General features: G+C 63.6%; 14 protein-coding genes and 1 pseudogene. 7 read left to right on the top strand and 8 right to left on the bottom strand.

Annotated features, from left to right (window positions below):
* Positions 1 to 59 precede the first annotated feature (59 nt).
* Together prlC and AC0J6G_RS17385 are read left to right on the top strand one after the other, a co-directional pair.
* Positions 60 to 2,108 (top strand): oligopeptidase A, encoded by a 2,049-nt coding sequence (prlC, locus tag AC0J6G_RS17390; protein ID WP_475249863.1) that lies wholly within the window; start codon positions 60 to 62, stop codon positions 2,106 to 2,108.
* The gene (locus tag AC0J6G_RS17385; protein ID WP_475249861.1) at positions 2,105 to 2,383 is read left to right on the top strand and encodes a YheV family putative zinc ribbon protein; all 279 of its coding nucleotides are present in this window, start codon (positions 2,105 to 2,107) and stop codon (positions 2,381 to 2,383) included. The genes prlC and AC0J6G_RS17385 overlap by 4 nt, the downstream gene beginning before the upstream one ends.
* 178 nt (positions 2,384 to 2,561) lie before the next feature.
* On the opposite strand, the gene AC0J6G_RS17380 is transcribed toward AC0J6G_RS17385, so the two are convergent.
* The 4 genes from AC0J6G_RS17380 to recC all read right to left on the bottom strand — a co-directional run bounded on the left by AC0J6G_RS17380 (position 2,562) and on the right by recC (position 11,787).
* Complete coding sequence (locus AC0J6G_RS17380; RefSeq protein ID WP_475249860.1) at positions 2,562 to 3,002, bottom strand: hypothetical protein; 441 nt, start codon at positions 3,000 to 3,002, stop codon at positions 2,562 to 2,564.
* A gap of 7 nt (positions 3,003 to 3,009) precedes the next feature.
* Complete coding sequence (gene recD / locus AC0J6G_RS17375) at positions 3,010 to 4,839, bottom strand: exodeoxyribonuclease V subunit alpha (RefSeq protein WP_475249858.1); 1,830 nt, start codon at positions 4,837 to 4,839, stop codon at positions 3,010 to 3,012.
* Positions 4,840 to 4,951: 112 nt separating this feature from the next.
* Positions 4,952 to 8,497 (bottom strand): exodeoxyribonuclease V subunit beta, encoded by a 3,546-nt coding sequence (gene recB, locus AC0J6G_RS17370; protein WP_475249856.1) that lies wholly within the window; start codon positions 8,495 to 8,497, stop codon positions 4,952 to 4,954.
* Positions 8,494 to 11,787, bottom strand: a complete 3,294-nt coding sequence (gene recC, locus AC0J6G_RS17365; RefSeq protein WP_475249854.1) for an exodeoxyribonuclease V subunit gamma — start codon at positions 11,785 to 11,787, stop codon at positions 8,494 to 8,496. Before recC ends, recB begins: the two co-directional genes overlap by 4 nt.
* Before the next feature lie 133 nt (positions 11,788 to 11,920).
* On the opposite strand from recC, the gene AC0J6G_RS17360 reads away from it, so the two are divergent.
* From AC0J6G_RS17360 to AC0J6G_RS17340, 5 genes and pseudogenes are all read left to right on the top strand, one after another.
* Positions 11,921 to 12,232 (top strand): hypothetical protein, encoded by a 312-nt coding sequence (locus tag AC0J6G_RS17360; RefSeq protein WP_475249852.1) that lies wholly within the window; start codon positions 11,921 to 11,923, stop codon positions 12,230 to 12,232.
* A gap of 163 nt (positions 12,233 to 12,395) precedes the next feature.
* Positions 12,396 to 14,645: an EAL domain-containing protein gene (locus AC0J6G_RS17355; RefSeq protein ID WP_475249850.1), complete on the top strand. Its 2,250-nt coding sequence runs from the start codon at positions 12,396 to 12,398 to the stop codon at positions 14,643 to 14,645.
* Positions 14,642 to 15,340, top strand: a pseudogene (locus AC0J6G_RS17350) (PAS domain-containing protein); the annotation flags it as partial. The gene AC0J6G_RS17355 and the pseudogene AC0J6G_RS17350, both read left to right, overlap by 4 nt.
* A gap of 87 nt (positions 15,341 to 15,427) precedes the next feature.
* The gene (locus tag AC0J6G_RS17345) at positions 15,428 to 16,231 is read left to right on the top strand and encodes a methyl-accepting chemotaxis protein (protein ID WP_475253809.1); all 804 of its coding nucleotides are present in this window, start codon (positions 15,428 to 15,430) and stop codon (positions 16,229 to 16,231) included.
* A 125-nt stretch (positions 16,232 to 16,356) separates the two neighbouring features.
* The gene (locus AC0J6G_RS17340; RefSeq protein WP_475249848.1) at positions 16,357 to 17,487 is read left to right on the top strand and encodes a PilT/PilU family type 4a pilus ATPase; all 1,131 of its coding nucleotides are present in this window, start codon (positions 16,357 to 16,359) and stop codon (positions 17,485 to 17,487) included.
* 9 nt (positions 17,488 to 17,496) lie between these two features.
* Here the strand turns inward: AC0J6G_RS17340 and AC0J6G_RS17335 are convergent, their stop codons facing one another.
* Genes AC0J6G_RS17335 through AC0J6G_RS17320 form a run of 4 tightly spaced genes read right to left on the bottom strand, consistent with a single transcriptional unit; the run spans position 17,497 to position 22,106 of the window.
* Complete coding sequence (locus tag AC0J6G_RS17335) at positions 17,497 to 17,859, bottom strand: DUF2237 family protein (RefSeq protein WP_475249846.1); 363 nt, start codon at positions 17,857 to 17,859, stop codon at positions 17,497 to 17,499.
* Positions 17,860 to 17,885: 26 nt separating this feature from the next.
* Positions 17,886 to 18,977: a lipocalin-like domain-containing protein gene (locus AC0J6G_RS17330; RefSeq protein WP_475253807.1), complete on the bottom strand. Its 1,092-nt coding sequence runs from the start codon at positions 18,975 to 18,977 to the stop codon at positions 17,886 to 17,888.
* Positions 18,970 to 21,441: an ABC transporter permease gene (locus AC0J6G_RS17325; protein WP_475253805.1), complete on the bottom strand. Its 2,472-nt coding sequence runs from the start codon at positions 21,439 to 21,441 to the stop codon at positions 18,970 to 18,972. Before AC0J6G_RS17325 ends, AC0J6G_RS17330 begins: the two co-directional genes overlap by 8 nt.
* Positions 21,441 to 22,106, bottom strand: coding sequence for an ABC transporter ATP-binding protein (locus AC0J6G_RS17320; protein WP_475249845.1), 666 nt, complete (start codon positions 22,104 to 22,106; stop codon positions 21,441 to 21,443). The genes AC0J6G_RS17325 and AC0J6G_RS17320 overlap by 1 nt, the downstream gene beginning before the upstream one ends.
* Positions 22,107 to 22,142 lie beyond the last annotated feature (36 nt).

Raw genomic sequence — 22,142 nt, 5'->3', positions numbered from 1 at the left:
AGGATTCTTTCCGCTGATCGCGCGCCAACCCTATCTCCCTTCGCCACAGGTGCCTCGTAGTGACCGCGAACAATCCCTTGCTGCAAGACTTCGACCTGCCGCCTTACTCGCAGATCAAACCCGAGCATGTAGAGCCGGCCATTGAGCAGATTCTGGCCGACAACCGCGTCGCCATGAGCCGCCTGCTGGAACAACAGGCCGCTGACCCAAGCTGGGACGGCCTGGTGCTGGCCCTGGATGAACTGGGCGCGCGTCTGGGTCAGGCCTGGAGCCCGGTCAGCCACCTGAATGCGGTGTGCAACAGCGCCGAACTGCGCGCGGCCTACGAGGCTTGCTTGCCGAAGCTGTCTGAATACTGGACCGAAATCGGCCAGAACCAACCGCTGTTCCAGGCCTATCAGACGCTGGCCGCAAGCCCGGCAGCCGCCGGTTTCGACGTAGCGCAGAAGACCATTCTCGAACACGCCCTGCGCGACTTCCGCCTGTCCGGTATCGACCTGCCAGCCGAGCAGCAAAAGCGCTACGGCGAGATCCAGATGAAGCTGTCCGAGCTGGCCAGCAGCTTCTCCAATCAGCTGCTAGATGCCACCCAAGCCTGGACCAAGCACGTGACCGACGAGGCCGCGTTGGACGGCCTGACCGACTCAGCCAAGGCGCAGATGCAGCAAGCCGCCGAGGCCAAGGGGCTGGACGGTTGGCTGATCAGTCTGGAATTCCCCAGCTACTTCGCGGTAATGACCTACGCCAACGACCGCGCCCTGCGCGAAGAGCTGTATGCCGCCTATTGCACCCGCGCCTCCGATCAGGGGCCGAATGCCGGGCAGAACGACAATGGCCCGGTGATGAACGAAATCCTCGACCTGCGTCAGGAACTGGCCAAGCTGCTGGGCTTCGGCAATTACGCCGAGCTGAGCCTGGCCAGCAAAATGGCCGAAAGCACCGAGCAGGTGCTGAGCTTCCTGCGTGATCTCGGCGTACGCGGCAAGCCGTTTGCTGAACAAGACCTGCGCGAACTGCAAGCCTTCGCCGCTGAACAGGGCTGCAACGAGCTGCAAAGCTGGGACGTCGGCTACTACAGCGAGAAGCTGCGCGAGCAGCGCTACAGCATTTCCCAGGAAATCCTGCGGGCCTACTTCCCCATCGACAAAGTGCTGACCGGCCTGTTCGCCATCGTCGAGAAACTCTACGGCATCCAGATCAACGAGCTGTCCGGCTTCGACACCTGGCACCCGGATGTGCGCCTGTTTGAAATAACCGAAAACGGCGCGCACGTCGGGCGTTTCTTCTTCGACCTCTACGCCCGCGCCAACAAACGCGGCGGCGCCTGGATGGATGGCGCGCGTGATAAACGCCGCGACGCTTCCGGCCAGCTGATCAGCCCGGTGGCCAACCTGGTGTGCAACTTCACGCCAGCGGTCGGCGGCAAGCCAGCACTGCTGACCCACGATGAAGTCACCACCCTGTTCCACGAATTCGGCCACGGCCTGCATCATTTGCTGACCCGCGTTGAACACGCTGGCGCGTCCGGTATCAACGGCGTGGCCTGGGACGCTGTGGAGCTGCCGAGCCAGTTTATGGAGAACTGGTGCTGGGAGCCGGAAGGCCTGGCGCTGATTTCCGGACACTACGAGACCGGTGAACCGCTGCCACAGGACCTGCTGGACAAGATGCTGGCGGCGAAGAACTTCCAGTCCGGCTTGATGATGGTGCGGCAGATCGAGTTCAGCCTGTTCGACTTCGAACTGCACGCCACTCATGGCGACGGTCGCAGCGTACTCGACGTACTCGAAGGCATCCGCGCGGAAGTCTCGGTGCTGCGTCCACCGGCCTACAACCGCTTCCCCAACAGCTTCGCGCACATCTTCGCCGGTGGTTACGCGGCCGGTTACTACAGCTATAAGTGGGCCGAAGTGCTGAGCGCCGATGCCTTCTCCAAGTTCGAGGAAGAAGGCGTGTTTAACAGCACCACCGGCCAAGCCTTCCGCGAGGCGATTCTGGCCCGTGGCGGCTCACAGGCACCGATGGTGCTGTTTGTTGATTTCCGTGGCCGCGAGCCGAGCATCGACGCCCTGCTGCGCCACCTCGGCCTGAGCCAGGAGGCCGCATGAGCGACGCACCCGTGACCATCACCGCCAAACGCTTTATCGCCGGGGCCGTCTGCCCGGCGTGCAGCGAAATGGACAAGATCCAGATGTGGAACGTCAACGGCGTACCCAACCGCGAATGCGTAGCCTGCGGCTATGCCGACACCCTGGATGAACGCGGCAACTCGGTGCCGAAAGAGCTGCCCACGCGGGTCACGCTTGGCGCGTCAAAACCTAAAGTCGCTAACCCCAAGGTGCAGACCGTGCAGTTCTTCCCCAACCCCAAACTGAAAAAATAGCCGGGAGCTATTTTTAACGTCGCGCAGCGACGGCCCTCAGGGTGGCCGCCAAGGATGGCAGGCCATAAAAAATAGCCGGGTGCTATTTTTAACGTCGCACAGCGAAGCCCAACCGATACTTACGTATTACGTTGGGCTTCGTCATTTGGGGGCGGTGAATATGCCCATACACGCCTGATCAGCGGCGGTACTGCGAGATCACATTGAGCAAGAAAATCAGGCTCCCCACGCCCGCGACCAGCATCAGTACGATTGGCCCCCAGTGGCCGACCAATGCCTGCGCGCCTTCCAACAATAGACTGCTCAGGTAAGTCCGGTTACCGGATGAACTGGACACATAAACGCCCTGTTGCCAGGTTTTGTAAGCGCCGAGTAACGGCAGTAAACACAACGGCAAGAGCAGCAGGCACAGCCAATAGCCGGCGTTGCTGGGTTCAAATAAGTCCCTCGGCCGGTAGCTTTCTTGAATCAAACGCCAACTGCAAAACCCGACATAAGTGATGCCGCTGAAAATCAGGTATGACCAATAGTTGCTCGGGGTTTTCCCTATCGCCATCAGGGTGAAGCCACCCAGTGGCAGGAATAGCAGCGCCCAGATCATCAGAAAAACGACCTTCATTCAGCCCTCAAAACAACGCAAATTGACTGGGTTCTTCCACCACCACGGACGCAGGTGTGGGTTTGACAGGCCCTGCCGCCAGTCGCTCGGCAAGCCCTGCCGCCCGCTCGGCGCGGGTGGCGACGGCTTCACCGAGGCGCGCCGGTAAGCCCCAGATTTCCACCTTGTGTTTGGCGCGGGTGATGCCGGTGTAGAACAGGCTGCGGCTGAGCAAGGGGCTGGGCAGTTCGGGCAGCACCAGCAGCACCTCGGCAAATTCCGAGCCCTGGCTTTTGTGCACGGTCATGGCGAAGGCGCTGTCGTGGCTCGGCAGGCGCGCCGGGGCGAAGGGGCGGTAGCCGTACTCGCCCTCAAAAAAGACGCGCAGGCCGTATTCAGTGTGCAGGCAGATGCCGATATCGCCGTTGAACAAACCGAGGGCGTAGTCGTTTTGCCGCACCATCACTGGCCGGCCAACATACCAGCGCTCGCGGCTGGCCACCTGACTACGGCGCTTGATGCGGGCCTCCAGCGCTTCGTTGATCCCGGCCACGCCCCACGCGCCTTCACGCTGGGCGCAGAGCGCGCGGAAGGCATTGAACGCGGCGAAGGCGGCGGCGGGCTCCGCACTTTTCGCAGCAGCCATATAGGGCGCATAACCCTGATCGAGGCGATCGAGCAGATCGGTAGGTGTTGGCTCGGCGTTCCAGGCCAGATCACTGCGCCCTTCCTTGAGCAAATTAAGGGTGCCGCTGACATCACCACCGTTAATGCGCCGCGCCAGCTCACCGATGCCGCTGTCGCCAGCAAAGCGGTGGCTGTGAGTCAGCAACACCACCGCATCGCCCAGTTGCGAGGTCGGCTGGCTGATCGGCACCTGCTGGCCGGTGATGCGTTGCAGTTCGCTCGCCGCCTGAGCATCAAAGCCACGGCCCTCGCAGAGTTCAGCGAATACCGCGCCGGCTTCCACCGCGCATAGCTGGTCTTTATCGCCAAGCAGGATCAGCCGCGCAGTGGGCGGCAGCGCGTCAAGCAGCTTGGCCATTAGCGCCAGATCGACCATCGAGGCTTCGTCCACCACCAGCACATCCAGCGCCAGCGGGTTGGCCGCGTTGTGCCACACCTGTGGGCTGTCGCCACGGCTGCCGAGCAGGCGGTGCAGGGTGCGCGCCTCGTCGGTCAGCGCGGCTTTGATCGCCTCACTGACCGGCAACTGGGCTTTGGCATTACGAATGGCTTCGGCCATGCGTGCAGCGGCTTTACCGGTGGGCGCGGCCAGGCCGATGGCCAGAGACGAGCTACCAGACTGCTCAAGAAGCGCCGCCAGCAGGCGCACCACGGTGGTGGTTTTACCGGTGCCGGGGCCGCCGGAAATCACCGCCAGCTTGCGCCGCACCGCTTGCGCGGCGGCCAGGCGCTGCCAGTCGGGTTGTTGCTGGTTAAAGGCAAATAGTCGGGCCAGGCTTTCGCTCAGCTGGGCTTCATCGACATCAGGCAAATCGGCGGCGCGCGCCAACAACTGTTCGGCCAATTGGCGTTCGTAAGCCTGGTAACGGGCCAGATAAAGGCGACCGTGGTCGAGAATCAACGGAGTGAATTCACCATCAGCGCCTACCAGTGGCGAGGCCTGCAGCTGCGCGTACCAATCCGCCAGTTTTGGGAGCGTGAAGGCATGCTCGGGCCAAGGCCGCTGCCCGGCCATACGCACCAGGGCCAGGCACACATCGCCCTTATCCAACGCCGTACACAGCAGCGCCGCCGACGCCAACACCACCGGCGCAGCAGCCGGGTCAAGGCGCTGCAAGCTGGCGACCAACGCACGCTCCAGCGGGCCAAGGGGCAGATCAGCAAGCGTCATAGTCCACTCCCGTAGGGTGGATGGCGCTTCATCCATCCACCACTGGCAACGGTGGATGAAAACAGCGTCATCCACCCTACCCAAGCAATCCCTGCCAAGCTAACGGGCCACATCATTTACCCTCCGCAAACAGGTTATCCAGCGCATCCAGCAAGCCATCCGCCGGGCGCGAGAAGTACACCCCGGCGCTCGGCATGCCGCGCAAAAACAGGTAATACGCGCCGCCCAGTTGCTGATCATTAAAGTCGGCTAATCGCTGGCGCAGAAAGCGCCGCAGCGCCACTAGGTAGATCAGGTATTGCAGGTAGTAATGCTCGGCGGCCAGGGCTTGCAGCAGGCGTTCGCCGCCGTAGTAGCTGGCGTCCGGGCCGAGCCAGTTGGACTTGTAGTCGGCGATGTACCAGCGCCCGTCGTACTCGAAGGTCAGGTCGATAAAGCCCTTGAGAAAGCCCTTGAGGCTATCGAATTCCAGGCGCGCCGCCGCCTCACGCATGGGTGCCGGCAGGCCATGGACCGGATCACTGAGAATCGCCCGCAGGCGCTGCATATCCAGCCCCGCGACCGGGAAGGTAAAGCCCAGCTCGGGCAGACGGCGGGCGGGGTTTAGCCCGCTCAGGGTCAGGCCCTGGCCGTCCAGATCGCAGTCGAGCACCTGCTGCAGTTGTTCCAGAGCCACTGCATTCCAGTCATTGCTGATGCCGTGGCCGCTCAGGCCCGGTTCAATCAGCTCGGCCAGCGCCGCCTTACCGCGTGCCCAATCTTCCAGAATGGCGTGCAGGCACGTACCGGCCCGTGCGCCACGGGGGAAGGCGAAAAAGCCCGTGCCCGGCTCACTGGCATCTGGAATGACCAGGCCATCGCGGTCGGGCGATTCCATGTGCATGCCGGCGGCCAAGCCGGAAAAGCTGCCGACGCGCCAGGCACTGTGCAGGCTGCGTTGCAGCGTCGACAGTTGCTGCGGAGCCGGCGCGCGCTGTTCACCGGCGGCGTTGGCTTCGTCAGCACGCAGCGGCTGCAGGCTCATATGGCCATGGCTGCTGCCAACCAGTTGCTGGATTTCCGCGTGCACGCCCTGCGGGCTGAGGGTTTGCAAGTGCCCAGCCAGCTCAGCCAGGGCATCCTCACCCGGCAATTGCCGGCCGTGCAGCAGCCAAGCCAGGGCGCTGCTGTGCAGGCCGCTGTCGCCGAGGGTGCCGTCCTTTTTCGGTTTGCAGTCCACCGGGCCCCAGTGCAGCCACAGGCGGTCACGGGCGCGGGTCAGGGCGACATAGGTCAGGCGCAGTTTTTCGGCGAAACGCTCGTGACGGGCGCGCTCGCGGTGTGTGTCGAGCTGCTCGCTGCCGAGGTCCAGCAGCGGCGTGCCGTCGTCGGCGTGGCAGCTGATGTCTTCATGCTGGCGCAGTAGCGCGCCGTCCCACAGGTAGGGGCAGAACACCAATGGGTATTCCAAACCCTTGGAGGTGTGGATGGTGACAATCTGCACCCGCTCGGCATCGCTTTCCAAACGCAGCAAGGCATCTTCGCCATGGGCCTCGGCGCTGCGCTGGGCGTTGAACCAGGCGAGTAATTGCTCCAAGCCCGGGCGTTGCAGGCTTTCGGTTTGCAGCAGTTCGGCCAGGTGCAGCAGGTTGGTCAGGCGGCGCTCGCCATCCACCAGGGCCAGCAGGCGCTGGGCCACTTGCTGCTCATCCAGCCAGGCGCGGAAGGCGCGCATAAAGCCTTGCTGCTGCCAGAGTTGGTGATAGCGCTCGGCGGCTTCGCGCTCAGCGTCCCAGGCGTGGGCATCCTCGGAGCAGGCGGCCAGATCGGCGGCGCTGCGGCCCAGCAAACGGCTGGCCAGGGCATAGCGCAATGCGCCCTCGCGGCCCGGCTCGGCATAGGCGGCGAGTACGGCGCTTAGCTCGGCGGCCTCCTCGCTGTGCCAGACGTTCTCCTTGCCGCGGCGCACGCTGGGCACGCCACGGGCGGCCAGCTCGGCAGCGACTTCGCCGGCCTGACGGTGACTGGCGACCAGCACGGCGATATCGCCACCTTTGAGCGGCGTGCGGGCGTCGCCTTGAGCAAAGTACGCCTCGCCCAGGCTGCTGGCGGCCAACACAGCAGCAATGCGCCGCGCCGTATCGATGGCGACCAGCGCGCCGGCCTGCCCCTTGCCCAGGTGTTCATCATCCAGCCAAACCAGCGCCAGCGGCGCGTCCTGCTCACCTTCAACCGCCGGTAATACCAGCTGCGCGCGGGCCTTGTCGCTGGCGCCAACCTGCTGGTAATCCAGGCCGGGCTCGGCAAATGGCATGGGCCGGTCGAACAGCTGATTGAGTGCGGCGATCAACTGCGGCGTAGAACGGTGGTTGGTGGTCAGGTTGAACTGGCGCGCCGCCTCGCTGCGGGCCTGCATGTAGGTCGCCAGATCAGCGCCACGAAAAGCGTAAATTGCTTGCTTGGGGTCACCGACAAAACACAGGTCGCCAGCGTCCTGATAAATGCGATGAAACACCCGGTACTGCACCGGGTCGGTGTCTTGAAACTCGTCGATCAGCGCCACCGGGTATTGCGTGCGCAGGGTGCTCGCCAAATGTTCGCCGCCCTCACTCTGCAAGGCTTGCTGCAGCTTGTTGAGCAGGTCGTCGAAAGCCAACAAGCGCTGCGCGGCCTTACGCGCCGGCAGTTGCTCATTGAGCTGGGCGATAAGACGCACCTGCAGGTCAATCAGCCGCTGTTCGGCTTCGGGCTGCGCCGCATCCAGGGCATCACACAGCTCTTGCAACGCAGCGGCCAGCGGGTTGGCCGGCGCGTCGCAGCCTTTCTTGCTGGCCTTGTTCAGCCCTTCGCGGGCCAGGCGGCGGTGCGCTTCGGTGTTGCTAAACAGCGCAGCGGCGTCGCTGAAATAACCGTCTAGCTCGGCCTGCCAGGCGCTAAGTTTGGCCGCGTTGCACATATTGCTTTTAAAGCCGTCGAAGGCTTTGAGCTGCGCCAGCCAGCCTGCACTTTCACCCTGCCAGAGGCGCTGCGCCTGTTGCCAAGCCGCGCGCAAAGCGGCCATGTCGCTGTGCGTACCCGGCTGCGGCTCAATGCGCAGATAGGGTTTGCCGAGGTGACTGCGCAGACGCTGGCGCAGGCTTTGCGGGGTGATTTTCTGCTGCACCAAAAACGCCGCCCACTCTGGCTCAGCCGCCGCAAGCTCATGCCGCCAAAGATCGGCGAGCAGGGCGTCGATAATTTCGCGGTCGTCGTGGGTTAGCTCGTTGTCGAAATCGCCCCCCGCTTCAAACGCGGCATCCTGCAGGGCGCGCTGGCAAAACCCATGAATAGTGAAAATCGCCGCTTCATCAAACCCATGCACGGCCAGCAGCAACCGGCGATGGCTGGCAGCGTCCGGGTACTGCGCACGCAGCGCATTAAGCAGCGTGTCGGCGCCAGGGCCGTTGTCGTACACCGCCAACAACTCAGCCAAGCGCTTGCGAATGCGCTCGCGCAGTTCGGCGGTGGCGGCGGTGGTAAAGGTCACCACCAGAATCTGGCTGACGCTGAGCTGCTTTTCCAGCAGCAAGCGGGCGTACAGCGCGGTCAGGGTCCAGGTTTTGCCGGTGCCGGCGCTGGCCTCAATCAGCGAGCGGCCGCTGAAGCTGTCGTGCAATAGGTCTAACGCAGCGCTGCTCATGCCTCGTCCTCGTCACTGCCTTGCAGGGCATCCAGCGCCGGGCCGTAGAGTTGTTCGGCCAGGGCCTCAAAGCGCTCATCCAGCGGCTCGCGGTCACGGAAGGCCAGGGCATTCCAGGGGTCTTGGCCTTCGCCCGTCATGTAGTCGTTGCCTTGCCACATCAGCCGCGCTTCGCTGCGGGCGGCGTCAACCGGTTCTTTACGCCCAGGGTTGCGCCATTTGCTGGCGAAGCCGTAGCTGCATTTGGCCAACAGCGGCAGCGGTTCACACAGCGCAGTTTTGTAGGCTTCCAGCCAGGGCTCAAGCAGTTGCAGAGGCCCCGCCAGCGGGCCCAACCGCCACTCGCGTTTGGGCGACAGCAGACGGCTCTCACGGCTGATGCCCGGCGCGGCGGCGCAGTTAAGTAGCAAGTGGCGCAGCCAGAACGGCGCCAGCTCCCAAGCACCGAGATCACGCAGGCGGTAGTCGAACAGCCCCTCACGGGTCACACCATCCAGCCAGCCGTGGATGCGTACACCCGCCAGCTCGATATCGACCAACAGCGGTTGCGGTGCGTCATCCGGGCGCTCGTCAAACAGGGTGGGCGCAAAGGCGCGGATCGGCCCGCGAATTTGCCCCCAGTGCGCCTGGCCCAGCTCGCCCACCGGCAACCAGCCGGAAGCCGCCGCCACGGCGCGTTCTTCACGCTCGCTCCAGCCGCGCTCGACCGCCTGCAACGCCAACTGGCGCAAGCCATGCTGGCTGGTCCACTCGACGCTGAATGGCTCATCGCCGGCCAGGGCTTCTTCACTCTGCGCCAGGCGCAAGCCAAGGCGCTGCTCCAGCAGGTAACGCGCCGGGTGTTTGAAACAATGGATCAGCTGGCTTGGCTCGATGCTCAGCGAAGCGCCGTTCGGCCCATCTTTATCGGGCGCCGCCAACACGCTGGCAAACGGCGCGGCGCTTTCTACCGCCTGGCTCAGGCGCTGCGCCGCATGAAACCAGGGCGCGGCAAAGCCGGCATGGCGGTTACCGGCGAAGTTACCGGGGGCGAAGGGCTGCAACGGATGCTGATGGGTGATATGGGCGCTGGCAGGCTGCCCGGCAATGGGCGCGGCGGTGAGGTCGACCACATCCAGCAGTTCGCTGACCAGCACCGAGGGCGGCAACTCGGCATTGCTGCGCGGGTCGCGGCCGACGTAGCTGAGGTACAGGCCGCCACGGGCCGAAAGCAGGGTTTCCAGCAGCAGGTAGCGGTCGTCCAAGCGGCGCGCGCGGTCGCCGCGCCGGGGCTTTTGCCCGATCAGGTCGAAGCCGGCCGCCGGGGTACGCCGTGGCAGCGCGCCGTCATCCAGGCCGAGCAGGCAGACCAAGCGAAACGGCAGGCTGCGCATCGGCACCATGGTGCAGAAGGTCACGGCGCCGGTGAGAAAGCCCGATGCGGCGCTGCCCTGTTCCAAGGCGGCGGTGAGCTGCTGGCGAATCAGCGCCAGTTCAATCGGCCGCTCAACGCCGGAGGCCGTGGCCTGTTCCTGCAACGCGGCGCAGGCTTTGGACAGCAGCAATAAGGTGTCGCCGGCTTCACGCTCATCAAACAGCTGATCAATCAGTTGTTGCAGCGCTTGCGCCCATTCGCCCAAGGGCTGTGGCCGCTGCAGGCTGTGCGCCAGTGCAGCGAGGCGCTCGACAAAGCCGGCCAGTCGCCCCAACAGTTGTGCGCGGCCACCTTCCAGCGCGTCCAGCGGCCAGTTGCTGCCGAGCAAGGGCGCCGCCGACCCGGCCAGCTGCGGCGGTGCGGCAAAGCCCAGCAGCAACCGATCCAGCCCTTGGCGCCAGGTAAACGCTGCATCGGCCGGTAAGCCGAGCTGTTCGCGGTGCCCATCGTCACGGCCCCAGCGCACGCCGGCTTCGCGCAACCAATCGCGCAGCAGGCTTAGGTCTTCGGCTTCGATCCCGGCGCGGCGGGCGACGGCGGGCTGTTCCAGCAGGCTGAGCACGTCTTCAGCGGTAAAGCGGCTGTCCGGCAGCGCCAGCAGGCTGAGGAATGCTTCGATCAGCGGGATTTCCGCGCGCAGGCTGCGGTCGGCCAGGCTGAACGGCACACGCGGCACCCCCTCACGCGGGGCGAATACCGCTTCGATATAGGGCGCATAGCGCTCGATATCCGGGGTCAGCACCACCACTTGATCGGGGGTCAGCTGCGGCTCAGCCGCAAAGCGGGCAAGCAGTTGGTCATGCAGAATTTCCACCTCGCGCAGGGGCGAGTGAGCGATGTGCAACTCCAGCGAGCGGTCATCCTCGCGCAGCAGCAACCGCTCATCCGCCGTGCGCGTGCGCAGGCGCAGGATATCGTTCTGCAGCGCTTGCAGCAGGCTGGCGTCATGCAGGTCGTCATCCTCGGAGTACAGGCCAATCTCCTGGCTGCCCTCGCTGGAGGCCAGGCTGAACAAACTGTCGAAAAAGTCGCGGCCCTGTTTACCCAGGCTCGCCAGCAGCGGATGGCCCACATCCAAATACCAATCGTCCGGGCTTGCCGCTTGATGGTCCGCTGCGCTTTGCGGCTGACGCGCCAACTCCCGAATATCACGAATCTCGCCCCAGGCTTCGCGGCACGGGTTAAGGGCGAAAATAATCACCTCGGTGTGCCGCGCCAGCCCTTCCAGCACGCGCATATGGTGCGGCGGCAAAGAGCTGATGCCGAACACCAGTACGCGCTCGGGCAGGCCGTCAATCGGTGCGGCGGCGTACAGCCGTGTCAGCAAGTCTTCGAGCAGGCGCGCACGGTGCGGGTGGCCGTCTTTGGTCAGCTCACGCCAGAGCAGCGCTTGCCAGCCTTCATCTGGGCCGAGGTCGAGCAGCTCGCTGCGTTCCCAGGCGGCCAGCCAGTCGTCGCGATACAGCAGGTATTGGTCGAATACGTCGGCGATCTTGACGGCCAGTGACAGCCGTCGGCGTTCATCGCCACCGTCCAGGTAATGCGCCAGACGCGGCGCCAGCGCCAGCTGTTCGGGCTCGCACAGCCAGTCATACAAGCGCCAACTCAGGCTGCTGGGGCTGAAGGCCGATTGCTCCGGCAGTTGCCCCAGGCACAACCGCGACACGTCCCAGACAAACTTGGCCGGCAGCTGCACCTCCAGCTGCATGGCAATGCCTTGCTTGCGTGCCAACTCCAGCGTCAGCCAGCGGCCCATGCCCTGACTGGGCACCACCACCAAGGCGGGCGCAAACGGCTCACGCATCGGCGTGGCCAGTAAGCGGGTGGCCAGCTCGCCGAGGGTTTCTAGGTCTGGGGCGTGGTAAAGGCTGAGCATGGGGGAACCGGCCTGCGAGTGAGGGCGCTAGGTTAGCAGCTCACCCTGCACCTCGGCAGGCCTGCGTACGGCGCCGGCGCATTTGACTCAGGTCAATGGTGTACCGCGTCGGTGACGTTAAAGTGCCATCACTATGCATACACCAGACCCCACGCCACGAATCATCTGCACCGACGCTTCGTTGGGTGCGCTACTGCGTGACTGGCTGGACAGTCACGCAGCAGCGGCCGACGTGATCTGTAGCCCCCACGATTGCAGCCAGGCGCCGCTGTGTCGCTGGCTCGAAGACGTACCGTTGGGGCAAGAGGGTCGGGTGCAGGCGGCGTTGCTTGATGCGGTGAGCACCTTGATACGTACCCGGCATGCCTTTAAATCGCGTGAACTGGCTGACTTACGCAGGCGCCTGGAGCAGTTGCTTGAGGAATTGTCAGCCCATGATCAATAAGGTACAAATGTTCTCCCAGTAGGTCCCGCCATCGCGGGGACCGGCTTTGCCGGGCAGGACTCAGGGCCTGCAAGACGAAGCGCCGATTCGCCATGTTCAGCACGAACGTGGCGGTCGGCGCTTTTTTTGTACCTGAGAAAAATAACTACAACAGGGACGGGACATGGACTCAGCGAAAGCATTCAACGAGCTGATTCAGCGTATGGGGCTGCATCGCCAGGAAATCCAGCAGCGCTGTAACCTGCTGGATTGGCAGAACAGCGACGCCGCACGGCTAAATGCTGCTGCCGACAATGCGGGCACCTTCCTGCAGGCGTTTACTGAACGGCTGTACCAACACCTTGAGCGTTTTCCTGGGCCATCCAGCGCGATCAGTAAACCGAGCACCCTGCAGCGCCTCAAACACAGCCAGCAGGATTACTACCAACGCCTGTGGCGCGGCCCCTATAACGCCGATTACGTGGCCAGCCGTCTGCGCATTGGCCTGATTCATCAACTGGCGGGGATCGAGCTCAAGTGGTACCTGGCCGGCTACCGGCTGTACCTCGACGAGATACTCGCCAAGTTGTTTGAGGCGCACCCAAACCAGGCGCTGTTCGCCAGCCTGCTCAAAGCGGTGTTCTTCGACATGACCCTGGCCATCGATACCTACAGCGCCGCGCAACGCAAGGCGCTGGAAGACAGCGAGGCGCGCTTTGCCCGGGCCTTACGCGGCGCCAATGACGGCATTTGGGACTGGCACCTGGGGCACGACCGCCTGTATGTCTCATCACGATGGGCGTCCATGCTCGGCCTGGATCGCGACAGCCTCGGCGAAGGCAGCGCCAGCTGGTTTAACCGCGTGCACCCGGACGATCTGCCGGCACTGCGCCAGGCCATCGAAAGCCATCGCAGTGGCATGAGCGCGCAACTGCATCACGAGTACCGGATACGCAGCAGCAAGGGTGACTACCTCTGGGTACTGGCCCGTGGCGTGGTCGAGACCGATGCCGACGGCCAGCAACACATGGCCGGCTCCCAAAGCGATATCACCCCGCGTAAGGCCATCGAACAACAGCTGCTGCATGCCGCTCGTCACGACCCCTTAACCGGGCTGGGTAATCGGTTGCGTCTTGATGAGCTGCTGCCGCAGGCCCTGCACCAGTTAAACCAGAGCTGCGCCCGTGAAGCCGCCTTACTGTTTATCGATTTAGACCGCTTCAAACTGATCAACGACAGCCTTGGGCACAATTGCGGCGACCAGGTGCTGATCGAGGTCGGCCGCCGCCTTTCCCACTGTTTACGGCCGGGCGACCATTTGTGCCGCTTTGGTGGCGATGAGTTTGTTGTCCTGCTCACCGATCTGGCCTGCGCCAGCGACGCCGAGCACGTTGCCCAGCGCATGCTCGACAGCCTGCGCCTGCCGCTGCACATGGCCGGGCAAACCCTGGTGGTCAGTGCCAGCATCGGCATTACCGCTTTACAGCCCAGTGATGCCTCGCAGGATGCCCTGCAGGCGGCTGATCTTGCCCTATATCAGGCCAAGCAGGCGGGTAAGGCGCAGTTCGCCCGCTTCAGCGATGAGCTACAGGTCAGCGCCCACTACCAGCTGGAGCTGGAAAGTGCTTTGGGTCAGGCGCTGGAGCGTGACGAGTTTGTGCTGCACTACCAACCGATTCTGCGCGTCAGGGAGCACGCGACTCAGTTTGTGGGGGTTGAAGCCTTGCTGCGCTGGCAGCGCGGCACAACCCTGGTGGCGCCGCAGGAATTTATCAGCTCACTGGAAGATTCCGGGGAGATCGTCCGGGTTGGCGACTGGGTGCTCCGCCAAGCCTGCAGCCAAGTGCGGGCCTGGCAACTGGCGGGACAACCCCAACTGCATTGCGCGGTGAACCTCTCCAGCCGCCAGTTGCGTCAGGAAAACTTTGTCGAGCGGCTGCGTGAAATCCTCCGCGACAGCGGCTTGGCCGCCACCGACCTGATACTGGAAATCACCGAAAGCCAGTTGTTGGAAGACAGCACCGCAACCTTGATCACCCTGCGCGCCCTGGCCAGCCTCGGTGTGCAGTTGGCCCTGGATGATTTCGGCACCGGTTACTCCTCGCTTGGTTACCTCAAGCGCTTCCCCCTGCACATCCTCAAGGTCGACAAAAGCTTCATCGGCGGCGCACCGCAAAATGCCGAACAAACGGCCATCAGCCGGGCAATTATCGGCCTGGGCCACAGCCTAGGGTTGGAGGTGGTCGCCGAGGGTGTTGAGCGCGCCGACCATGTGGATTTTCTCCGCGCCCAAGGCTGCCATATGGCCCAGGGCTATTGGTTTAGTCGCCCGCTGCCGGCGGCTGATCTGCACCGTCAGTTTATCCAGCGCACTAAGGCGCAGCCTGCAACGACCCCCTCTCAGGAATCACTCGAAGAGCCGACAGAACAATGAAAATAAATCTGCCCGTCAGCCAGCGTGAAATCGATGTACCGGCCCACGCCAATATTCTGTCCACCACCGACCTGAAAGGTGCCGTCAGCTACATCAACCCGGACTTCATCGCCATCAGTGGCTTTACCGAAGCGGACCTGTACGGCCGTAACCACAACCTGGTGCGCCATCCTGATATGCCGCCAGCGGCGTTCGCTGATCTCTGGCAAACCCTGAAAACCGGCAAGGCCTGGATGGGGCTGGTAAAAAACCGCTGCAAAAATGGCGACCATTATTGGGTCAGCGCCTATGTCACACCCGTGGTGCGGAATGGCCAGACCGTGGAATACCAATCGGTGCGCACCCGCACCACACCCGAGCGAATTGCCCGGGCCGACGCGCTCTATGCACAACTCAGTGCCGGGCAAACGCCGCTGCAACTGCGGCCACCCCGCCTGGCACTGGACACCCGCTTAAGCTTGCTGCTGGCGTTGCCGGTATTGGGCAGCGCCGCCTTGCTGGGCATCAGCGCTAGCCTGCCGTGGCTGACAGCCCTGGGCGCAGGTGTCGGCCTGGCCGGTGTTATGACGCTGGGCGTCAAACGGGCCTTGCGGCCATTGCGGCAACTGCAGCAGGACGCTCAGGCCGCGGCCAGCAACCCGCTCAGCCAATGGGTGTATAGCGGTCGGTGTGATGAGTTCGGGCAAATCGCGTTTGCTTTGCACAGCCTCAAAGCTGAGGCCGGCGCCGTGGTCGGGCGCATTGCCGACTCAGCCCGCCAGCTCAGCCAGGAAGCCGGCGAAATGGCCAGTGCCGTCAACTGCAGCAACCAGGCCAGCCTGCAGCAACAGTCAGAAACCGAACAGGTGGCCAGCGCCATTGGCCAGATGGCCACCAGCGTGCAAGAAGTGGCGCGCCATGCACAACTCAGCGCCAGTGCCGCCAGCGAAGCCGACCTGGAAACCAGCAGCGGCTTACAACTGGTCGAACAAACACGCCAGCAAATCAGCTCATTGGCCGCAGAAGTGCTGCAGGGCCATCAGGTCATTCAGCAATTGGAGCTGCACAGCCAGGACATCAACCAAGTGTTGGATGTGATCCAGGGTATTGCCGAACAAACCAACCTGCTCGCACTCAACGCCGCCATCGAAGCAGCTCGGGCCGGTGAGGCCGGGCGTGGCTTTGCGGTGGTGGCCGATGAGGTGCGCGGCCTGGCGCAGCGCACCCAGCATTCCACGGCAAAAATCCACAGCATCATCCAGGCGCTGCAGCTGGGCACTCACGATGCCGTGGCCATGATGGAGCGCAGCCAGGCGCAGGCGCAGAGCAGCGTTGATCAAGCGTTACAGGCCAGCCAGGCTCTGGACGGGATCAACCAGCGCGTGGCGCAGATCAGTGACATGAGCATCCAGATTGCCGCGGCCGTCGAGCAGCAAAGCGCCGTGGGTGACGACATTCAGCGCAACCTCTGCAGCATTCGCGAGGCCAACCAAAGCAGCGTTGCCGCCAGCCTGCAGAGCCACAACAGCGCTCAACAATTCGCCGAACTGGCCCAGCGCCTGCAATTTTTGGCTGACCAATTCTGGGGGCATCAGCGTTCTCGCTAAGCACGGCGTATCGTTCACGGTGAGCCAACACAGCCGCCCTCAACCGGCCACATCGGTATTACGTGGAGCGTGATAGGGTATTCAGGCGATGCCTCACGACTCAATGCACACGACGGGACGTATTGATGAGCCAGACAGAAGAAACCGCCGCCCTGGATATCTTCCCCTACCTGCAAGCGCTGTATGAACGCGGCGGTTCGGACATGTTTTTCAGTGTCGGTGCGCCGGCCCACCTGAAAATCGAAGGCCACAGCCGGGCACTGGATGAGCGGGTGCTCAAGCAAGGTGAGGTGCAGCAGCTGGCGTATCAGCTGATGAGCCAAAAACAGATCATGGAGTTCGAGCGTGATCTGGAAATGAACCTGGCGGTGAGCGTGCACGATGCCGGGCGTTTTCGGGTCAACGTGTATTACCAGCGCGGCCAGGTCGCCATGGTTGTGCGCCTGATCCAGAGCAAAATCCCCAATTTCGAAGCCCTTGGCCTGCCCTTGCTGCTGGAAAAACTCAGCATGCAGGACCGCGGTTTAATCCTGGTGGTGGGTGCAGCCGGCTCCGGTAAATCGACCACCCTGGCGGCCATGCTGGATTTTCGCAACCGTCACAAGGGCGGGCATATTGTCTGCGTCGAAGACCCCATCGAGTTCCTCCACTCGCACCAGTTGTCGATCATCGACCAACGCGAAATCGGCCTGGACACACACAGCTTTGCCGACGCCTTGCGCAACGTGCTGCGCGAAGCCCCCGATGTCATCATGCTCGGTGAAATTCGCGATGCCGCCACCATGCAACACGCGCTGCATTACGCCGAAACCGGGCACCTGTGCATCGCCACCTTGCACGCCACCAGCAGCAGCCATGCCATTGAACGCATTGCGCGGTTCTTCCCCGACGAGGCGCGCAAACAGGTGCTGGCGGATCTGGCGCAAAACCTTTTGGCGATAGTCGGCCAACGCTTGGTGCCGGGCCTGCAGCAAAAGCGCGTGGCCGCCATCGAGATGATGCTGGGCACGCCCTATATTCGTGACCTGATCCAGCGCGACCAGCTCAGCGACCTGCGCGAAGCCACCGCGCGGGCGCAGGAGCAAGGTCAGCAGACCTTCGATCAGCACCTGTATGTGTTGCTCGAAACGGGGCGCATTGCCCTGGCTGAAGCCCTCAAGTTTGCTGACTCACGCACTGACCTTGGGCTCAAGGTCAAACTGCAACGCGGCTTCTCCGCCGAAGACAATGAACTCAAAGTGCTGCGCGATTCCTGAGGTGTGCATTCACCCATACGCTTGCAGCACATCCAGGCTGATCATTTCAGTGGCTTTTTCATGGCAGGCATTAAGCAATACGGGCGGGGCGACACCGGCTTCATGCGCCTCCAGCCAGCGGCTGGCGCAAAGGCACCAGCGGTCACCCGCTTTAAGGCCCGGAAAGTCCCACTCAGGCCGTGGCGTAATCAAATCGTTGCCCTGCGCCAAGCTGAATTGCAGGAAGGCGTCGGTGACGACCGCGCACACCACATGCCGGCCCTTGTCCGCGTCACCGGTGTGACAAAAGCCATCGCGGTAAAAGCCGAGACGGCGTTGCCCGCAGCATGGCTCCAGTGACGTGCCCACTACATTTTTTGCGGTGGTCTGCATCTCGCCCTCCTTTTTGGGGTCGTACCTCAATATCCGGTCATTTCAAGGTAACCGACTGCCGTATGGCTGCCTGAGACATTGACCGGCCCTTCCCAATAGGGAATACCCGTGCCCATCCAGGCATTGGGGTTGAGCGCCTGGGCGGTTACATCGAAATGCTTATGGGCAATCTGCAACCGCCACTGGGTCGGCAGCGTTCGACCGGCCACGTTGCTCTCGGCTAACGGCGTCATGCTGATCTGTGATGCGTTCAGCGGCTCTGCAACGCCGGCGGGCGTGATCCAGGTGCCCGAATAGAAGTGGCTATTGTCATCACTGCGCAGGCGGAACAGCATCAGCTTGCTGCCATCGTGCAGGTGCAGGGAAAACCAGTCCCAGCCTTGTTGATCCGCCGCCAGCGGCTGGCTGCTCCATTCTCTATCCAGCCACGCCTTGCCGCTGACCCGGCGCATCTCGCCTTGCCATTGCACCTCGCCATCAACCTGAAAAAACGGCTGGCTGTAATACCAGGACGCCTGGCCACGCTCGGACTTCTGGCTAAAACCGCGGTCGCCGTGCAGCACCAGTGGCGCGCTCGTGTGCAGGTTTAGGGCATAGCTAAAGTTCGCCCCAGTGGCCCGGACCTGCAAGGGACTGAGTTGCAATGAATTCAGTGGCTGGGCGGTGTCGCCAGCCAGCGACCAGTCATCGATCCACGCCTGGAAAGGCTGCGCACGCACGCCGGCCTGGCCAATCCCCCCTCGGGCCAAACGGTCGGCATGCTGATGACCGTCTGCGCGGGTCAACGCGGCGTGGCCCAGCCACACCTGGGCGCTTTGCCAGCCCGCCTCGGCCTCGCTGCTGTTTTGCGCTGCCATGGCCTGACGAAACAGGGTCCATTGCGCGCCCCATTGCTCACCGCGCTCATCGGTCAGGTTGGCGGTCACGTACCACCATTCAATCCGGTAACCGGGGTGCGCCGCAAAATCCGCCGGGAAAACCAACGGCTCACCGCGCGTCACGGCGCTAAACCCCTGAGCCTCACTGCCCAGGCCAGCAAAACTGGCGGGTGCAGGCGCCTGGGCGCCATCGCAGCCCAACAACACGCTATAGCTGAGCGCTACCAGCCACCTACGCATCATGGGCAAAGCTCCTAAGCAGACGGGTGGGCCCGGTGCGCAGGATGCGCCAGGCAGGGCCAATACTCGCCAGCAACACCGCCAGCAACGCCAGCAGTACCAAGGTCAGCCACTGCCCAGGAAACCAATGCCACGGCAGGCGCCAGCCAAAGGCCTGAACATTGACCACCTCGACCAGGCACCAGGCCAGCACCAGCCCCAGCGGGATCGCCAGCAGGCAGGTCAACGCCGCCAGCATCAGCATCTGCGCCACACTCAGCGCGGCCAGCTGGGCGGGCCGCAGGCCCATGGCCCAGAGCGGTGCAAGCTGGCTCAGGCGGCTGTCTGCCAGGCCAAGCAGGCTGGTAAACAACGCCACGGCGGCCACTCCCAGGGTGAGGGTGTTGAGCGCGGCGGTGGCGGCAAAGGTCTGCTCAAAGATGGTTTGCGAATAGGCCTTGAGCGCAGCCTGATCAATCACGCGACTGTCGCCCAGGTCGAATGCGTCACGCAGCGCCGCCACCAGCGGCGCGGCACTGTCCGGGTTGACCAAGACACCGATACCGCTCACCGGCTGCTCGGCCCAGCGTTGCTGCAGGCCTGCGGCGCTCACCAACAGCTGCCCCTTGGGGTTACCGTAGTCGGCATACCGCCCGAGTATGTTCAGCGACCAAGGGCCCGCGGGGGTATCCAGCGTCAGAGTGTCGCCCAGTGACAGTTTCAGGCGAAAGGCCAGTTGCTCGCTGATCAGCGCCCCCTCGCCTGCCGCCAGCGGCGGCCAAGGGTCGGCGCTTGATTCAAGCAACGGCCAGGTTTGCGCATACAACGGATGATCGATCACACCGCTCACCTGAGTAGGCCAGCCACCGACTCGCGTCTCCAGCTCCCAGGTCGGCAGCTGAGTGCTGACCTGCGGCTGCTGATCCAGCCAGCGACCGATGGCCGCCGCCTGCGCGGCATCTTGCGGGCGCACATAGATATCGGCCGCCAAACGCTGATCCAGCCAGCCGGTAAAGGTCTGCCGAAAACCCTCGGTCATGCTGCCGACACCAATATTGGCGGCCAACGCCAGTAACAGCGCCATCAACGCGATGCTCAGGCCCGAGACCTGCTGCTGACTGTCCGCCCAGAACCATTGCCGCACGGGGCCAGCGGGGCGCCTCTGGGCAAGGTGCAACAGCGTTTGCAGGCACAAGGGCAGCAGCAAGGCCGCCCCCAGCAGCAGGCCAGCGAGCAAAGCAAAGCCGCTGCGCAGGGAGTCACCCCACACCGCCAGCACCGCTGCCAGCGCAAGCAACATCACCCCCAGCAGCGTTTGCAGCCGAATGGCCCGCCCCTGCGCTTCACGCCAGGCCTGTGGCCGGGCCCAGGCCAATACCGGCAGGCGCATGGCCGCCAACACACTGCTACCGCCGGCAATCAGCGTACCGAGCAGGCTCATGCCCAACCCCGATAGCCACCAACTCGCATTCAGTGCCAATTGACCGGCCACTTGTGCGCCATACAGGCCGCGCAGGCTGGCAGCGATGTCGCCAATCAACAACGCGGCCAAGGCAAAGCCGCTGAGCACACCCAGGCTGCCGCCGATCAAGGCCAATACCAGTAATTCCAGCAGTAGCACGGCGAGCAGGGTTCTTAGGCTGACGCCGCACGCGCGCAGGGTCTGCAACAGTCCACGGCGCTGCTCCATGGCCAGTCCTGCGGCGGCATGGACAATAAACAGCCCGACCACGAAGGCCAATAAGCCGAGCGCCGTCAGGTTGAGGTGAAAGCTGTCAGTAAGGCGCGCCAGATCAGCTTCACCGCCCTCTTGCCACACCAGTGGCAGGGTGTCCGGCAGCGGCGGCCGAGTCGCGGCGAAAGCTGACTCAACCACGAGCTGGCTGACCTTGTCCGCCTGGTCGAGCAGGCGCTGAGCCTGACTGATATCGACTAACAGCATGCCCGGCGGCAAACCCGGCACCACGTGCAGGGGCGGCAGTGGCTTACCGTCAACCAGGGTCGGGATCGCGCCAGGTTCAAGGCCCAATTCGGCAAGGGTGTCGGCCGCTATCCAGGTCATCCCTGGCGCCAGCATAAAGGCGCGCAGACGGTCCTGATCCTGCACCTCGGTCTCAACTGCGCCGCCAGCCGGCAGGGTCAAGGGCTCAATACCGGTGAGCTGTAACCGCCGCACGGCCGTGGCCCCCGCCACTTGTACGCTGCCCTGCAACATGGGCGACACCGGCCAGCCTGCACGCCGCAGGGTGACGAAGTGCTGTTGCGCGAAAGCCTGCCCCCCAGGCGCGACCAGCAGCGTTTGCGCGCCACCGGCAAACAGCTCAGCGGCGCGATCGTAGCTGTCCCGCGCCTGACTGTTGAGCGCCTGCACGCCCGTCCAGAGCGCGGTCGCCAACCACAGCCCCACCAACAGGCAAGCAGCCTGCACTGGGTGGCGGCGCCAATGGCTGAGCAGCGTGTGCAATACCCAGCCGGCATGGCGGATCACGCCGCGCTCCCATGCAGGCGTCCCGCTTTAAGTACCAGCTGCCGGTCCAGCCGAGCGGCTAGGCGGGCGCTGTGGGTCACCATCAACAAACTCGCACCGGCCTGCTGCACCAGGTCGAGCAACAGGGTCATCACCTCATCAGCCGTTTGCTCATCAAGGTTCCCGGTCGGCTCATCCGCCAGAATCAGCGGCGGGCGCACGGCCAAGGCACGCCCGACGGCGACGCGCTGCTGCTGGCCCCCTGAAAGTTGCTCCGGGTAGCGCTGCAACAGTTCACTGAGGCCCAACTGCTGCGCCAGCTGGCTCAGCCAGGCTTGATCCACCCGCCCCGCGAGACGCGCCTGAAACGCCAGGTTATCAACCACGCGCAGAGAAGGAATCAGATTGAACTGCTGAAAAATAACCGCCACGTGGTGGCGCCGAAAGGTGGCGCGCGCCGCTTCGTCCAGCCCACCAAGGGTGTGGCCGCCAACGTGGATATCACCACTGTCGGCCTGATCCAGCCCCGCCACCAGATGCAGCAGCGTGCTCTTGCCGCTACCGGATTCACCCATCAACGCGAGGCTGTGGCCGGTCTCCAGGCGCAAACTGACACCGTCGAGCACCGCAAGCTGGCCCTGCGGCCCGCTGTAGGCTTTTTTCAGGTTCTTTACATCCAGCACCTTGAGTGACTCCCGAGCAGGCGTGAACCCGCATAT

Source organism: Pseudomonas sp. TS_SC_3, from assembly GCF_056156225.1.
This window is presented reverse-complemented; position numbering and strand designations above follow the sequence as displayed.